Origin of the sequence: Pontivivens nitratireducens, assembly GCF_011290545.1 — a bacterium.
Taxonomy (GTDB): Bacteria; Pseudomonadota; Alphaproteobacteria; order Rhodobacterales; family Rhodobacteraceae; genus Pontivivens; species Pontivivens nitratireducens.
Window position 1 is genome coordinate 441,554 of sequence record NZ_CP049811.1, and the last position, 14,565, is coordinate 456,118.

The following is a 14,565-nucleotide window of genomic DNA, read 5'->3' on the forward strand; positions in this document are numbered from 1 at the left end:
TTAACCAGCGTTCTTCATGGCGGACCACACACGGTGCGGGGTCACGGGCATGTCGATATGGGTGACGTTCTTGCCGCCTGATTGCAGCGCGTCGATGACGGCGTTCACCACCGTGGGGGGCGATCCGATCGCGCCTGCCTCGCCACACCCCTTCACGCCCAGCGGGTTGTGCGTGCAGGCCGTGCCTTGGGAGTGATCGACGGTATAGAAGGGCAGGTCGTCGGCGCGCGGCATGGCATAATCCATGTAGCTGGCCGACAGCAGCTGGCCATCAGCGTCGTAGGTGGTGTTTTCCATCAACGCCTGTCCGATGCCCTGTCCCAGACCGCCATGGACCTGACCGGTCACGACCATCGGGTTGATGACGTTTCCGAAATCATCCACAGCCGTCATCCGGTCCACCCGGACCTTGCCGGTCTCTGGGTCAACCTCGACCTCACAGCAATAGGCACCGGAGGGATAGGTGAAGTTGGCCGGATCGTAGAAGGCCGTTTCCTCCAGCCCCGGTTCGATATCCTCGATCGGGAACTGGTGGGGGATATAGGCCTTGAGCGCGACCTCACCGAAGCTGACGGACTGGTTGGTGCCGACCACGCTGAAGGTACCGTCCTTGAATTCGACATCGGCGGCATCCGCTTCGAGCATGTGCGCCGCGATCTTCGTCGCCTTGACGATGATCTTCTCGGTCGCCCGCACAACGGCGGAGCCGCAAACCGCCAGCGAGCGGGAGCCGTAGGTTCCCATGCCGAACGGGATCTTGGACGTGTCACCGTGCACGATGTCGATGCTGCCCGGATCTATCCCGAGCATCTCGGCCACGACCTGCGGGAACACCGTCTCGTGTCCCTGACCATGGCTGTGTGCCCCGACCATCACCGACAGGTTGCCGGTCGCGTTCACCCGCACCGTCGCCGCATCGTAGAGTCCGACACGCGAGCCGAGGACACCCACCAGATTCGAGGGCGCGATACCGCAGGCCTCGACATAGGCGTTCACCCCGAAACCGCGCAGAAGCCCCTTGGATTCCGATTCCGCGCGACGCGCAGCGAAACCGGCCTTGTCGGCGACCTTCTCCATCTGATCCATCAAGGCGTCATAATTGCCGCTGTCATATTCCAGACCCGCAGCCGAGGCGAAAGGATACTGGTCCGGCTTGATGAAGTTCTTGCGGCGCAGTTCGATCGGATCCATGCCGATTTCGCGGGCGGCCATGTCTATGACACGTTCCAGCGAATAGGTCGCCTCGGGACGACCGGCGCCGCGATAGGCGTCCACAGGGGCCGTGTTGGTGAACACCGCCTTCACGTTCACATAGACATTGGGCACCGTATAGTTGCCCGCCATCAGCGTGCCGTGCAGGAAGGTCGGCGTCGCGGTCGAGAAGTTCGACAGATACGCCCCCACATTCGCATGGGTTTCGGTGCGGAAGGCCAGGAAGTTTCCTTCCTCGTCCAGCGCCAGTTCGATCTTGGTCACATGGTCGCGACCATGCGCATCGGTCTGGAACGCTTCACTGCGATCCGAGGTCCACTTGACGGTGCGGCCCAGCTTCTTGGCCGCGGCCAGAACCAGGGCTTCCTCGCCGTAGTGATAGATCTTGGAGCCGAAGCCACCGCCGACATCGGGTGCGATCACGGTCAGCTTGTTTTCCGGGATCCCCATGACGAAGGCGCTGAGCAGAAGCCGCGTCAGGTGCGGGTTCTGGCTGGTGGTGTGCAGGGTATAATCACCCGTGCCCGTATCGTAATGACCGATGGAACACCGCGTCTCCATCGCATTGGGGACCAGGCGGTTGTTGACCAGTTCCAGCGTGGTGACGTGATGCGCGCCCTGAATGGCGGCGTCGGTGGCGGCGCGGTTGTCCTCGATCCAGCCCCAGTCGAAGCACTGGTTGGTGCCGATTTCATCGTGCACATAGGTGGTGCCGGCCAGCGCGTCCTTCATGTTGACGACGGCGTCGTGCTCCTCGATGTCGATCTCGATCATCTCGGCCGCGTCGCGGGCCTGCTGCACCGTCTCCGCGATCACGGCGGCGTATGCATCACCGACATGGCGCACCTTGCCATGGGCCAGAACCGGGCGCTTGGGCTCCTTCATCGGCTCCCCGTCGCGGCTGTTGATCAGCCAGCCTGCGGGGTTGCCGCCGACCTCGACGAAATCCTCACCGGTGAAGATCGCCAGCACGCCGGGCATGGCGACAGCGGCGGACGTGTCGATCGACTTGATCGTGCCATGGGCAACGGTCGAGCGGGCGAAGATCGCCGCGCACTCGCCCTGGGTCTTGATATCGTCACTGTACCGGCCGCGACCGGTCAGGAAGCGGTAATCTTCGCGGCGCCGTGTCGGCGCTCCTATTCCACCATCTTTGGGCATTTTATTCCTCCCTCGGGGCTGTTCGTCTTGAAAGGCTCTCGCCCCAGATTCATCGACAGTCTGATTATTCGGCGGCGATCGCGGACACGTCCTGCCCGGACGCAGCCATGATGGCCTTCACGATGTTGTGGTAGCCGGTGCAACGGCAGATATTGCCGTCCAGATAGGCGCGCACCTCCCCCTCGGTCGGGGTTGGGTTGTCCTTAAGCAGCGCTGCCGCCGACATCACCATGCCGGGCGTGCAGAACCCGCATTGCAGACCGTGATGTTCCTGAAATGCCTGCTGGATCGTGCTGAGCGTTCCGTCGGAATTGGCCTGCCCCTCGATCGTGGACACCTCGGCGCCGTCCGCCTCGACGGCGAACATGGTGCAGGATTTCACCGCCTTGCCGTTCACGTGCACGACGCAGGCGCCGCATTGGGATGTGTCGCAGCCGACATGCGTGCCGGTCAGCCGCAAATCTTCACGCAGCATCGAGACGAGCAGCGTCTGACCCTCCACTTCCCTCGAAACCGAAGTTCCGTTCACCGTCATGGAAACCTTAGCCATCATATCCTCCCATTATATATCGCAGTGGTCAGCGGCCGCGTATCCGGCCCAGCCACCCTTTTTTTGGTTCATCCGTTTCAGCCGCAGGGGCATCATCGGACGAAGCAGCCGACTCATCCGTGGTGTCCCCGGTCGGCCCCTTCTCGACCGCGTTTTGAAAGTTCTCGAAGAACTGATCCGCCATCTTAGAGGCGAAACCGTCTATGACGCGAGAGCCAAGCTGGGCGAGCTTGCCCCCCACCTTCGCCTCAACATCGTAGTTCAGGACCGTACTGTCGCCCTGCCCCTCCAGGCGGACATCCGCGCCGCCCTTGGCGAATCCTGCGGGGCCGCCCTTGCCCTCGCCGCTGATCTTGAGGCTCTGATATTCGATGCGGTCGCTGATCTCGACGATCCCCTTGAAGGTCGCCTTGATCGGGCCGACCTTTTGCACGACCTTCGCCTCGAACCCCTCCTCGGCGGAGCCTGCCATCTCTGTACAGCCGGGAACGCAATCCTTCAGGACATCCGGATCCAGAAGTGCGGCCCAGACCGTCTTTACGTCTGCGTTGATCGTGCGCGATCCAGTAAGGTTCATGACAATATCCGTTGTTGCTTCGACTCAGATTAGGGGCGGCGGCGGCTCAGGACTATTCGACCAAGGGCTTAGTCCGCCCTCAACGCTCCGGTTGCTGAAAGGTCAGTCCATAACTCTCGTAGATCCCTGCGATCCGGCCATCCTGCAGCCCGGCACTGATCGCATCGTCCACCGCATAGGACAACGGGCGATACCGAAAGTTGACCGCGACGCCCAGCGTCCACTTGCTGACCGCGAAACCGGGCAGGGGCGGGTTGTGCACGGCGGAGCTCTCCGACAACCCGTATTCCAGCTGCCCCAGCGGCCCCATCGCGGCCATGACCTCACCGGCGTTCAACGCCTCCATCGCGGTGGCCATCGTGGGGTAGCGCCTTACATTTCCGGCCAGTTGCCCCCCGGCAAACGAGGCGAGGTAGAAATCCGAGATCGAATCGCTTTCGACCGCGACACTGTCGAACCGGAAGAATGCGGGAACGGGCGGCGTATCGGGATAGCTGGCCTTGTCATAGGCGATGGCGATGGATTCCGCGCCGTATTGCCCGGTAAAGACGACCTGCTCCACCCTGCAACTGAACGCGGAATCGTAGGGGACGCGCATCATCACATTGGCGATCCGCCCGCCGATCACCGCACCTTTCCAGATGTTGTTGAGCAGATCGGCCTCCAAATTCTCCCCCGCCGCGACGAAGTTGAACCGCGCGTCAACGCCCAGATCCTCGGCGATCAGCTCCGCTATCTCGATATCCACGCCGGTCGGACGCCCGCCCTGCTGCCACGAATAGGGCGGGAAATCGGCGTAGACCGCGAACAGCATGTGGCCCTGTTCCTGAATGACATCCAGTTCCTGGCCCACGATATCGCGACCGGCATTCTGCGGCCGGGGCTGCGGCGTGTAGTAGGCGCATGGATCCTGGGCGGCAGCCGGTCCGGCCGCAAGCAGGCCCAGCGCGAACAGCAAAGAGCGTATCACCAGCCGCCCCCCTAATGCGCCGCCGACAGACCGATCGTCAGGGTTTCGGCGGCATGAACATACCCCTCGGCGGTGCCGTCGATGATTTGCGCCGCGCGCGAGGCGATGCTGTCGGCCACCGGGGCACCGGACATGGTCGGAATTTCGGCGGCGATCTCGTTCAGGCGGGATTTGAGCGCCTCCGGATCGACGCTGTCCGTATCATCGCCCACGGAGCGTAGCGTATCGCGCAGCTCGGCAAGTTCGTCCACATACTCCGCCATCACCTCATCATCTGGGCGGGTCTCGATATAGGTGCGGATCGCCCAGGCGGCGTCCTGACCGAGGGTTTCCTCGAAGGCGGGCATCTTGGTGGTGCCGTTTTGCGAATAGCCCGAACGGAAGCGTTCGACATACCACGAATCGCCGTATTCCTCCGCTTCGAGAAAACGCAGATCGGGGGCCAGACCGCCCGACACGACCCCCAGCCCGTGACAGCGCGCGCAGTTCTGGATGTAGCCGGATTCCCCTACGGCGAGGGCCTCTCTCCAGACATCCTCACCCGCGACCTCGGCCCGGTAGGGGTTTTCCATCAGCCATTCATCACCGGTATGCGGCAGATCGCCGGTATCCACCGGCGACACCCCCAATGGCAGCCCCGCCGCGAAGGCCGTGCCGATCATCGACCCGCCGATGATGGTGCCAATGGCGAATTTCCTGGTAATGCGGTTCATGTATCGCTCCCTGTCCGTTCATTTTTTCGATCGGTTGCCCAAACGGCTATCAGGTGCCACGGGGGCGGCATATACGACCTTGGTTGAACGCATGCCCCACCCTTGCTTGAACGCACGCCCCGCCACAAGGCTCCCGCCACAAGACTAAGGTCTCATCCCAAGGCACCCTGCCGTTTGTTAAGACTTTGGACATGGAAAAAGGCACATATCTGGCACTGTTCATATGTCTGTTCTTCGGGGTGGCAGCCCACGCTGAGGTCAACCTGAATATCGGGTATCTTTCAGCGCGCCCGCCCCAACCGCCGACGCTGTCGAATCTCGACCCCGTTCCGGACGATCTGGGACTGGCCGGGGCGCAGACCGGGCTGGAGGACAACATCACCACCGGGCGGTTTCTGGGCCATGGCTACGAGTTGACGGCAACCACGGTTCAGGACGGGGGCGATCCCGTTGCGGCGGCGGCGGAAATGCTGGCGGTGACGCCGTTCATCCTGATCGACGCCCCGGCGCACGTGATGCTGGCGATTGCGGACCTGCCGCAAGCGCGCGATGCGACACTGTTCAACGTGTCCTCCGGCGATATCGCGTTGCGCGACGACCAGTGTCGCGCGAACCTGCTGCACACCCTGCCGTCGGACGCAATGCGCACGGACGCGCTGGCGCAATTCTTCCTGTTTCGCCGCTGGACCGATCTGGTGATGATTGCCGGTGTTCATCCGCAGGACGTGGCCTACGCGGCCGCCATGCGGCGCAGCCTCGCGAAATTCGGCCTGGGCCTCGAAGGTGAGAAAACCTGGGATTTCGAGGCGGATATGCGCCGCTCCGCCTCGCAGGAGGTTCCGTTGTTCACGCAGAGCCTCGGCGACTATGACGTGATGATCCTGGCGGACGAACTGCACGATTTCGGGCGCTACGTCCTCTACAACACATGGCAGGCCCGCCCAGTCGCCGGGTCCGAGGGGCTGACCGCTGTCACATGGTCCCCGGTGATCGAGCAGTGGGGCGCGGCACAGTTGCAGGGCCGGTTTTCCGAACGTCACGCGCGCAACATGTTGAGCGTGGATTACGCCGCCTGGGCCGCCATCCGCACCATAGGTGAGGCGGTAACCCGTACCGATTCCGCTGATCCGCAGGTGCTGCGCGACTATATCCTGTCCGAGGATTTCGAACTGCCCGGATTCAAGGGCCGCCCGCTGACCTATCGCGACTGGAACGGTCAGTTGCGTCAGCCCATCGCCATCGCCCACCCACGCGCCCTGGTCGCGCAGGCCCCGCTTGAGGGGTTCCTGCATCAGGTCAACGAGCTGGATACCCTTGGGCTGGATCGCCCTGAAAGCAATTGCGAGGTCTTCGAATGATACGCAGCGCAGGTCTGATCTGTTGCCTGCTGGCAGCACCCGTCGCAGCCGATGAAATCTGGGTGACGAACGAGAAGGACGACACCGTGTCCGTCATCTCGATCGACACGCTGGAGGTCATCGCCACCTACCCCACCGGCGAACGCCCGCGCGGCATCACCTTTTCCAAGGATTACAGCGTCGTCTATATCTGCGCGTCCGACAGCGACGCGGTGCAGGTGATGGACCCCGCAACCGGAGAGATCCTGCACGACCTGCCCTCGGGCGAGGATCCCGAACAATTCGTGCTGCATCCCAACGACCGGCATCTTTACATCGCGAACGAGGACGATGCGATCACCACGGTCGTGGACACGCAGACCCGGCAGGTCATCGCGCAGATCGACGTGGGGGTGGAGCCTGAGGGCATGGCCATCTCACCAGACGGCACCATCGCGATCACCACGTCCGAAACCACCAACATGGCCCACTGGATCGACACCGAAACGCAGGAACTGTTCGCCAACACGCTGGTGGACAGCCGCCCGCGCCACGCGGAATTCGTGCATGACGGCGCGCAGATGTGGGTCAGCTCCGAGATCGGCGGCACGATCACGGTCTTCGACACCTCCGACCAGTCCGAGATCGGCAAGATCGACTTCGAGGTTCCGGGCGTGCACCGCGACCGGGTGCAGCCGGTCGGGTTCGAGTTTTCCGCCGATGAAAGCACGGCCTTCGTCGCCCTCGGCCCGTCCAACCACATCGCCGTGGTGAATGCCGAAACACTGGAGGTCGAGGATTACATCCTCGTCGGGCGCCGCGTCTGGCACATGGCCTTCAACGCGGACAAGTCGCTGCTGTTCACCACGAACGGCGTCTCGGGCGATGTCACGGTCATCGATGTGGCCACCAGAACTGCGCTCAAATCCATCGACGTCGGCCGCTTCCCCTGGGGTGCGGCCTTCCGTCCAACTCAATAGGTTTCCACATGAAAGCGCTCATCGCATCGCTCGCCCTTCTGGCAACGCCTGCACTGGCTGACGGCTTCGGCGCCGCAGGTGTACTGTCGGGCAGCAACAAGGAAGACCTGCCGCCGATCATCCTGTCGGCGGGCGAGCCGATTTCCGCCGAACCATGGCTTCTGAAATCCGGCACCTATTACGAGTTCGAAATTCAGGGCGATGGCAGTCAGGAACTGGCGCTGGTCGGCCCGGAATTCTTTCGCGCGATCTGGATCGACGAAATCGTGGTCGAAGGGCTGGAGATCCGCCCCCTCGGGCTGGACAGCGTCGAATTCGACGAGGCCGGTGAGATGGAGATCGGCTTCCTCGCCATCAAGCCGGGCGCCTATTCCATGCAGATCCCCGGCACCACCGGCGAAACCCAGCGGATCGAGATCATCATCGAATGAGCGCGATCCGCGTCGAGGGGCTGAACTATAGATACGGTGCCAAACAGGCGCTGACCGATGTCGGGTTCGAGGTCGGTCAGGGCAGGTTCTGCGCCTTGCTCGGGCCGAACGGCGCGGGCAAATCGACGCTGTTCAACCTGCTGACGCGGCTGTTCGTGCCGCCCGCCGGTCAGATCCACATCGCGGGTCATGATCTGCAGCGCGCGTCCCGCGCGGCCCTGGCGCAACTGGGGATCGTGTTTCAGCAATCGACGCTGGACCTCGATCTGACCGTTCGTCAGAACCTGACATATTTCGCTGCCCTGCACGGCCTGTCCGGCAAGAGGCGGGCGCTCAGGATTGCCTATGTCCTCGAACGGCTCGACATCGCGGACCGGGCGGAGGAAAAGGCCCGCGCCCTGAACGGCGGCCATCGGCGGCGCACCGAGATCGCCCGCGCCCTGCTGCATGATCCCAAGGTCCTGTTGCTGGATGAGCCGACGGTGGGGTTCGACGCAGCGGCCCGCGCCGCCATCACTGATCACGTCCACGACCTGACGAACGACGGCACGACCGTGCTGTGGGCGACCCATCTGGCGGATGAAGTCCGCCCCGACGACCGCCTGATCGTGCTGCACCGGACCCGCGTCCTGCGCGACGGTCTGGCCGGGGAAATCGCCGGCGGGCGCCCCTTGCAACAAGCGTTCCTCGCCATGACGCAGGCCCCGGGATGAGCCGTTACCTGACCGCCCTGATCGCGATCGTCCTGCGTGAGGCGCTGCGCTTCGTCCACCAGCGCGAACGCTTCGTCGCGGCGCTGGTGCGCCCGCTGGTCTGGCTGCTGGTCTTCGCCGCGGGCTTTCGTGCGGCGCTGGGACTGTCGATCATTCCGCCCTATCAGACCTATATCAGCTACGAGACCTATATCGTGCCCGGTCTGTGCGGCATGATCATGCTGTTCAACGGGATGCAATCCTCGCTCAGCCTGATCTACGATCGCGAGATGGGGTCGATGAAGCTGCTGCTGACCAGCCCACTGCCGCGATGGTGGCTGCTGACGTGCAAACTGCTGGGTGCGACAGCCATATCCATCATTCAGGTCTATGCCTTTCTGGCCATCGCGGCGGCACTGGGCATCAAGATGCCTGTCGCGGGTTATCTGACCGTGCTGCCGGCGCTGATCGTGGCAGGGCTGATGCTGGGGTCGCTGGGGCTGCTTCTGTCCAGCTTCATCAAGCAGTTGGAGAATTTCGCAGGGGTGATGAATTTCGTTATCTTCCCGATGTTCTTCCTGTCCTCCGCGCTCTACCCCTTGTGGAAAATGGCTGAATCGTCCGAGTTGCTCTACAATATCTGCTTGGTGAATCCGTTCACCCACGCGATCGAACTGATCCGCTTCGCGCTCTATGTCGAGTTCAACGGTCCGGCCCTGTTCTGGACCGTACTGGCAGCGGCAGTGTTCACGGTTGCGGCCCTGTGGGGCTACAGCCCCCGGATTACGGGGCCGCGCGGCAGGGGATGACGGATCTACGACCATAGCAGTACTGAATTGATCGCCCGATGGTGATAAAATGACCCTCATGAAACAGATCATTATCGCTTTCGCCCTGTGCGGCGCCCCGGCTATGGCCGAGGAACTGTCGCAATTCGGAACCACCAATCCCGATGAGATGACGTGGCAACGCTTCATCGAACGGGCCGAGGAGGGTGAGACCGGCATGGTCCTGTGTTCCATGGGCTATCCGCTGACGAAATCCGGCAATCATGCCGCGGCCCGCTTCCTGTTGGAGAATTGCGCGCGTGCAGGCTACACCGCCGCGATGACGTGGATGGGGCAGTTGGACAATAACGGCCTCGGCGGGGATTACGATCCCGAAGCAGCCGCCGAATGGGATCGTCGCGCCGCCGAGCTGGGCGATTCGGTGGGAAAGTTCAATTACGGGATCAGCCTGATGCGCGGACACGGCGTTCAGCAGGATGAGGAACGTGGCCGGCAACTGGTGGGTGAGGCCGCGCAGGACGGCCTGCACATTGCGCGGCGGCTGGCCGATGCGGATTACGATCTGGACGTGATCACACCCGACGCGGACAACTGGCGCTACGCCCCGCTTTTCTGAGTGGTGTTGAGTGTATCACTCGCGACCCGTGCGGGGTGTCCCGACAGGGTCAGGATACGGTCCGCCAGTTGCCGGGCCTCCTCCACCACATGCGTCACCAGCACGGTCGTGACCCCGTAGGCGTCCCGCAATCTGGCGAACAGGGCAATCATCTCTCCCACCAGTTGCGGGTCGAGCGAGACGAAAGGTTCGTCCATCAACAGCAGGTCCGGCCGCACCGCGAAGGCCCGCGCCAGTGACAGGCGACGTTGCTGGCCCAGTGACAGGCGGTTGGGAAATGCGTCGCGCCGATCCGCCAGCCCCACATCGGCTAGCACCGCATCCGCGATATCGGTGGAAACACCCGCCGCGATGGTGATGTTGTCCCGCAAACTACGCCAAGGCAGCAGCGTCGGCTCCTGAAACACCATCGCGGTGCGCCCCGTGACGGTACATGTTCCGTCATAGCCGCGCTCCAGCCCGGCAAAGATCCGCAGCAGCGATGATTTTCCGATTCCCGACGGGCCGACCAGTGCGACGGTCTGCCCGCGCGGGATTGCGAAGGAGATATCGCCGAGGATGTCAGCCCCCTCATAGGCCAGCCCGCGCAGATGCAGGTCGAGAACGGGCGCAGTACCGCCCGTTTCCGTCATGGGTTCGCCCCGGCCATGGGCCCGGTTTTGGATCTGCGGCGCACCCTAGCTGCCGGTGTGCACGAACACGCCCTCGGGCAGTTCGGATGCCTCACCCAGCAGGTCCTCACCGCCCAGTTCGTACATCAGCGCCAGCATCCGGGCCGCCGCCGCCTCATCTATCGGGCCGGAGGCGGGAATTCCCGCGCGGAATCCGGCAACCAATGCGGCAAATTGCGCGTCGGTATCCGCATTCATGCGCGGGCGCAGACGATCCCATTCCGCATCGTCGGTGGCCAGAATATCCTTCGCCGCGCGCGAGGCCGCCGACAACCCCTCCACCAGTTCGGGATGTTCACGCAGCAGCGCGCCGTTCACGACATAGCCCAGAAGGGGTGTCTCCGGATCCAGTCCCAGATCAACCGAGGCTTCCGCGACATCCACCAATGTGCGCATCCCGCCCGCCGTCATCTTCGCGCCGAAATGCCAGAAGTTGATCGCGCCATCCAGATCACCCGCCATCGCCGTACCGAAGATGAGAGGCGGCGCCCCGAAGACCTGCTCGGTTTCCGCGGCGAGGTCCATGTCGAAGTTCTTCTGCGCGTAGGCCTGCAGGATCAGCCAGCTCTTGTCGAGCGGCCCGCCCGCGATGCCGATGCGTTGCCCGGCCAGATCGCTGAGGTCCTGCGCGGTGCTGTCGTGCGGAACCATGATGCCGCCGACGGCCTTCGAATACGGGATGAAGACGTAGTCACGCCCGGCGGCGCGTTGCCGGGCAACCCACAGCCAGTCCGCGACGATCACGTCGGTCTCCCCCCCCTGAAACGCGACCCGCGCCGCCGAACCGCCCGCGACGCCCTGAACCTCCAGATCGAAGCCGTTCGCAGCGTCGAGCCCGTGGTGCTGGATGGTGTCGAGCTCCCAGTTCACGGTGCCGAACTGCAAGACGGACGCCCGCAGAACCGGCGTATCCGCCAAACCCGCCGTGGCGATACATGCGGCGACGATCGCGCCGCCGATTTTTTTCATCATCGTCATTTTATGCCTCCCAATGTCACGTGAAAGACTAGCAGGTCGGTGTCGCGCCGGAATACGACCAAAGGGGGGTGCGCCCGCGCCGGAACGGCCGGCTGAATCCCGGTGCGCGGGCCCCTGCACGGGGCGGATCAGACCAGCATGGGGCGTATGACCAAGGTTCTATATCGCAAAACGGCCGTTTTACCGGATACTGCCACGTGATCACGCTTCACGATAGGCGCACGCAGACGCTTACGGTCAGGAAATGGGCGACGTGGATGATCTCGAACAAACATGGGAGGAGTCAAAATGAAACGGTTTGCTTTTACTCTGGCAGCCACGCTCGCCACGACCGGAATGGCGCACGCGCAAGTGACGGAGGAGATGCTGCTCAACGATGCGACATCCACCGCGGATGTGCTGACCAATGGCATGGGCCGCGATTTGCAGCGCCACTCACCGCTGGACATTCTCAACCGCGACAACGTGGATAACCTGGTTCCGGCCTGGGCGTTCTCGCTCGGGGGTGAGAAGCAGCGCGGCCAGGAAACCCAGCCGATCATCTATGACGGCATCATGTATATCACCGGATCGTACAGCCGCCTTTACGCCATCGACGTAAAGACCGGTCAGGAACTGTGGCAGTACGACGCCCGCCTGCCCGAGGGCATCCTGCCTTGCTGTGACGTGGTGAACCGGGGCGCCGCGATTTATGGCGACAACGTCTATTTCGGCACGCTGGACGCGCGCATCGTGGCGCTGAACCGCATGACCGGCGACGTGGTGTGGAACAAGAAGATCGCGGATTACCGCGCGGGCTACAGCTATACCGCCGCCCCGCTGATCGTGGACGGGCTGATCATCACCGGAAATTCCGGCGGTGAGTTCGGCATCGTCGGAGAGGTGCAGGCCCGCGACGCGGAGACCGGCGATCTGGTCTGGACCCGCCCGGTGATCGAGGGTCACATGGGCACGCTGAACGGCGAAGAAAGCACCATGACAGGTGAGCTGAACGCGACCTGGCCCGGTGACATGTGGCAGACAGGTGGCGGTGCAACCTGGCTGGGCGGCTCCTACGATGCGAGCACGGACACGCTGGTCTTCGGCACGGGCAACCCGGCCCCATGGAACAGCCATCTGCGCAACGCGGGAACCCCGGTCGAGGGCAATGCGGGCGACAACCTGTACGCGGCCTCCCGCCTCGGCATTGATCCGGCAACGGGTGAGATCAAGTGGCATTACCAGACCACCCCGCGTGAGGGATGGGACTATGACGGCGTGAACGAAGTCGTCGCCTATACCGACCGTGAGGGCAACGACCGCTTCGCCACGGCGGATCGGAACGGCTTTTTCTACGTTCTGAACCGTGAGGACGGGGCATTCGTATCCGCCACACCGTTCGTCAAGGACATCACCTGGGCCGAGGGCATCGACGAAACCGGCCGTCCGATCTTCAACGAGGATGCCCGCCCCGGCGATCCGAGCGAGACAGCGGACGGCGCACGGGGCGAGGTCGTCTTCGCCTCCCCGTCCTTCCTGGGCGGCAAGAACTGGATGCCGATGGCGCATTCCCCCTCCACCGGACTGTTCTACGTCCCGTCCAACGAATGGGGCATGGATATCTGGAACGAACCGATCACCTATCGTCAGGGCGCGGCCTATCTCGGCTCCGGCTTCACGATCAAGCCGAACTACGAGGACCATATCGGCAGCCTAAAGGCGATCGACCCGGATACCGGCGAAATCGTCTGGGAATTCCAGAACCCCGCACCGCTATGGGGTGGCGTCATGACCACGGGCGGCGGTCTGGTCTTCACCGGAACGCCCGAGGGTGAGTTCATCGCGTTCGACGATCAAACCGGTGAGGTCCTGTGGTCCTTCCAGACCGGCTCCGGCATCGTCGGCCAGCCGATCACCTGGGAACAGGATGGTGAGCAATATGTCTCAGTCATCTCCGGCTGGGGCGGCGCGGTTCCTCTGTGGGGTGGTGAGGTCGCGCAGACCGTGAACTACCTCAACCAGGGTGGCCTGTTGTGGACGTTCCGTCTGCCCGAGCAACTCGCCGGCAACTGATCTCCCTGGATCAACTGGCTTTTCTGGCGCGCTCCCGATCGGGGGCGCGTCTTTTTTCGTGATTATGACCTTTGGCGGATTGGCAGCGATCCCGCCATGTCGCTAGAGTTGACGCATGGCAGCAAACGCGCAGACTTCGTCAGATCACGACGCCCCGGATCCCCACCACCGGTGGGCGCTGATCATCGACGATCATCCGTTGTTCTGCGACGCGCTGGAGCTGACGCTGCGCGCGACAGGGGAATTCACCGACGTGCGGACCGCAACCAATATCGAGGCCGGCCTGCGCGTTCTGGACCGTGCCCCGCCGCCCGCGCTGATCCTGCTGGACCTGAATCTGCCCGATGTGAAGGGGTTCGAGGGCCTGGTGCGTATCAAGCGTCAGTCGGACCGCTCGCCCGTGCTCGTCGTATCCTCGATGACCGAAAACAACGTCATCACCGGGGCGATTGCCGCCGGGGCTTCGGGGTTCGTGCCAAAACATTCCGGTCGCGCGATCTTCAAGCAGGCGCTGGACGAGATTACCAACGATCGCGTCTACAAACCCGCAGGTTTCGTCGAATCCGAAAGCTCGGAACGCCAGACCCAGATCATCGAACGGCTGTCCTCACTTACCAATCAACAAAGCCGCATCCTGGAACTGATCTGCGAGGGCAAGCTGAACAAGCAGATCGCCTTCGATCTGACCATAGCGGAGGGGACCGTCAAGGCGCATGTCACCGCAATCATGCGCAAGCTTGGCGTTCAGCGCCGCACGCAGGCCGTCCTCGTGGTGCAGGAGGCACGCTATTTCGAGGCACTGCCAAATGCGGAGCAGGCACCCTGACGTTCACAACA

15 protein-coding genes are annotated in these 14,565 nt (G+C 63.1%); 8 read left to right on the forward strand and 7 right to left on the reverse strand.

The window, feature by feature from the left end; all coding sequences use genetic code 11:
• The 5 genes from G8E03_RS02155 to pedF form a co-directional block, all read right to left on the reverse strand.
• Nucleotides 1-2,373 (reverse strand): xanthine dehydrogenase family protein molybdopterin-binding subunit, encoded by a 2,373-nt coding sequence (locus G8E03_RS02155; protein WP_166188161.1) that lies wholly within the window; start codon nucleotides 2,371-2,373, stop codon nucleotides 1-3.
• Between the two features lie 64 nt (nucleotides 2,374-2,437).
• The gene (locus tag G8E03_RS02160; RefSeq protein WP_166188164.1) at nucleotides 2,438-2,923 is read right to left on the reverse strand and encodes a (2Fe-2S)-binding protein; all 486 of its coding nucleotides are present in this window, start codon (nucleotides 2,921-2,923) and stop codon (nucleotides 2,438-2,440) included.
• Nucleotides 2,924-2,951: 28 nt separating this feature from the next.
• Nucleotides 2,952-3,500: an SRPBCC family protein gene (locus tag G8E03_RS02165; RefSeq protein ID WP_166188167.1), complete on the reverse strand. Its 549-nt coding sequence runs from the start codon at nucleotides 3,498-3,500 to the stop codon at nucleotides 2,952-2,954.
• Nucleotides 3,501-3,579: 79 nt separating this feature from the next.
• Nucleotides 3,580-4,470, reverse strand: coding sequence for a substrate-binding periplasmic protein (locus G8E03_RS02170; protein ID WP_430693232.1), 891 nt, complete (start codon nucleotides 4,468-4,470; stop codon nucleotides 3,580-3,582).
• Between the two features lie 11 nt (nucleotides 4,471-4,481).
• Nucleotides 4,482-5,183, reverse strand: coding sequence for a cytochrome c-550 PedF (gene pedF, locus G8E03_RS02175; RefSeq protein WP_430693233.1), 702 nt, complete (start codon nucleotides 5,181-5,183; stop codon nucleotides 4,482-4,484).
• A 191-nt stretch (nucleotides 5,184-5,374) separates the two neighbouring features.
• Here pedF and G8E03_RS02180 point away from each other — a divergent pair, with 191 nt between their 5' ends.
• The 6 genes from G8E03_RS02180 to G8E03_RS02205 are packed head-to-tail and all read left to right on the forward strand — an operon-like array spanning nucleotide 5,375 to nucleotide 10,027.
• Entirely contained in the window at nucleotides 5,375-6,541 is a 1,167-nt protein-coding gene (locus G8E03_RS02180) for an ABC transporter substrate-binding protein (protein WP_166188171.1), read from the forward strand.
• Complete coding sequence (locus tag G8E03_RS02185) at nucleotides 6,538-7,500, forward strand: YVTN family beta-propeller repeat protein (protein ID WP_166188176.1); 963 nt, start codon at nucleotides 6,538-6,540, stop codon at nucleotides 7,498-7,500. The genes G8E03_RS02180 and G8E03_RS02185 overlap by 4 nt, the downstream gene beginning before the upstream one ends.
• 8 nt (nucleotides 7,501-7,508) lie before the next feature.
• Nucleotides 7,509-7,931, forward strand: coding sequence for a hypothetical protein (locus G8E03_RS02190; RefSeq protein ID WP_166188181.1), 423 nt, complete (start codon nucleotides 7,509-7,511; stop codon nucleotides 7,929-7,931).
• Complete coding sequence (locus G8E03_RS02195; RefSeq protein ID WP_166188184.1) at nucleotides 7,928-8,644, forward strand: ABC transporter ATP-binding protein; 717 nt, start codon at nucleotides 7,928-7,930, stop codon at nucleotides 8,642-8,644. The genes G8E03_RS02190 and G8E03_RS02195 overlap by 4 nt, the downstream gene beginning before the upstream one ends.
• The gene (locus tag G8E03_RS02200) at nucleotides 8,641-9,432 is read left to right on the forward strand and encodes an ABC transporter permease (protein ID WP_166188186.1); all 792 of its coding nucleotides are present in this window, start codon (nucleotides 8,641-8,643) and stop codon (nucleotides 9,430-9,432) included. Before G8E03_RS02195 ends, G8E03_RS02200 begins: the two co-directional genes overlap by 4 nt.
• Before the next feature lie 58 nt (nucleotides 9,433-9,490).
• A complete protein-coding gene (locus tag G8E03_RS02205; protein ID WP_166188188.1) occupies nucleotides 9,491-10,027 on the forward strand; it encodes a tetratricopeptide repeat protein in 537 nt (178 codons plus the stop codon).
• Here the strand turns inward: G8E03_RS02205 and G8E03_RS02210 are convergent.
• Nucleotides 10,009-10,659 (reverse strand): ABC transporter ATP-binding protein, encoded by a 651-nt coding sequence (locus G8E03_RS02210; protein WP_166188190.1) that lies wholly within the window; start codon nucleotides 10,657-10,659, stop codon nucleotides 10,009-10,011. The two genes, G8E03_RS02205 and G8E03_RS02210, sit on opposite strands and share 19 nt — an antisense overlap.
• A 45-nt stretch (nucleotides 10,660-10,704) precedes the next feature.
• Nucleotides 10,705-11,667 (reverse strand): ABC transporter substrate-binding protein, encoded by a 963-nt coding sequence (locus tag G8E03_RS02215; protein WP_166193765.1) that lies wholly within the window; start codon nucleotides 11,665-11,667, stop codon nucleotides 10,705-10,707.
• Between the two features lie 297 nt (nucleotides 11,668-11,964).
• On the opposite strand from G8E03_RS02215, the gene G8E03_RS02220 reads away from it, so the two are divergent.
• Nucleotides 11,965-13,728, forward strand: a complete 1,764-nt coding sequence (locus tag G8E03_RS02220; protein WP_166188192.1) for a PQQ-dependent methanol/ethanol family dehydrogenase — start codon at nucleotides 11,965-11,967, stop codon at nucleotides 13,726-13,728.
• A gap of 115 nt (nucleotides 13,729-13,843) precedes the next feature.
• Nucleotides 13,844-14,554, forward strand: coding sequence for a response regulator (locus G8E03_RS02225; RefSeq protein WP_166188195.1), 711 nt, complete (start codon nucleotides 13,844-13,846; stop codon nucleotides 14,552-14,554).
• Nucleotides 14,555-14,565: the final 11 nt, after the last annotated feature.

Coding starts and splice junctions, on each gene's coding strand:
- G8E03_RS02200 (WP_166188186.1), top strand. CDS start 8,641: ATGAGCCGTTACCTGACCGCCCTGATCGCGATCGTCCTGCGTGAGGCG.
- G8E03_RS02220 (WP_166188192.1), top strand. CDS start 11,965: ATGAAACGGTTTGCTTTTACTCTGGCAGCCACGCTCGCCACGACCGGA.
- G8E03_RS02215 (WP_166193765.1), bottom strand. CDS start 11,667: ATGAAAAAAATCGGCGGCGCGATCGTCGCCGCATGTATCGCCACGGCG.
- G8E03_RS02160 (WP_166188164.1), bottom strand. CDS start 2,923: ATGGCTAAGGTTTCCATGACGGTGAACGGAACTTCGGTTTCGAGGGAA.
- G8E03_RS02165 (WP_166188167.1), bottom strand. CDS start 3,500: ATGAACCTTACTGGATCGCGCACGATCAACGCAGACGTAAAGACGGTC.
- G8E03_RS02205 (WP_166188188.1), top strand. CDS start 9,491: ATGAAACAGATCATTATCGCTTTCGCCCTGTGCGGCGCCCCGGCTATG.
- G8E03_RS02185 (WP_166188176.1), top strand. CDS start 6,538: ATGATACGCAGCGCAGGTCTGATCTGTTGCCTGCTGGCAGCACCCGTC.
- pedF (WP_430693233.1), bottom strand. CDS start 5,183: ATGAACCGCATTACCAGGAAATTCGCCATTGGCACCATCATCGGCGGG.
- G8E03_RS02180 (WP_166188171.1), top strand. CDS start 5,375: ATGGAAAAAGGCACATATCTGGCACTGTTCATATGTCTGTTCTTCGGG.
- G8E03_RS02210 (WP_166188190.1), bottom strand. CDS start 10,659: ATGACGGAAACGGGCGGTACTGCGCCCGTTCTCGACCTGCATCTGCGC.
- G8E03_RS02155 (WP_166188161.1), bottom strand. CDS start 2,373: ATGCCCAAAGATGGTGGAATAGGAGCGCCGACACGGCGCCGCGAAGAT.
- G8E03_RS02195 (WP_166188184.1), top strand. CDS start 7,928: ATGAGCGCGATCCGCGTCGAGGGGCTGAACTATAGATACGGTGCCAAA.
- G8E03_RS02225 (WP_166188195.1), top strand. CDS start 13,844: ATGGCAGCAAACGCGCAGACTTCGTCAGATCACGACGCCCCGGATCCC.
- G8E03_RS02190 (WP_166188181.1), top strand. CDS start 7,509: ATGAAAGCGCTCATCGCATCGCTCGCCCTTCTGGCAACGCCTGCACTG.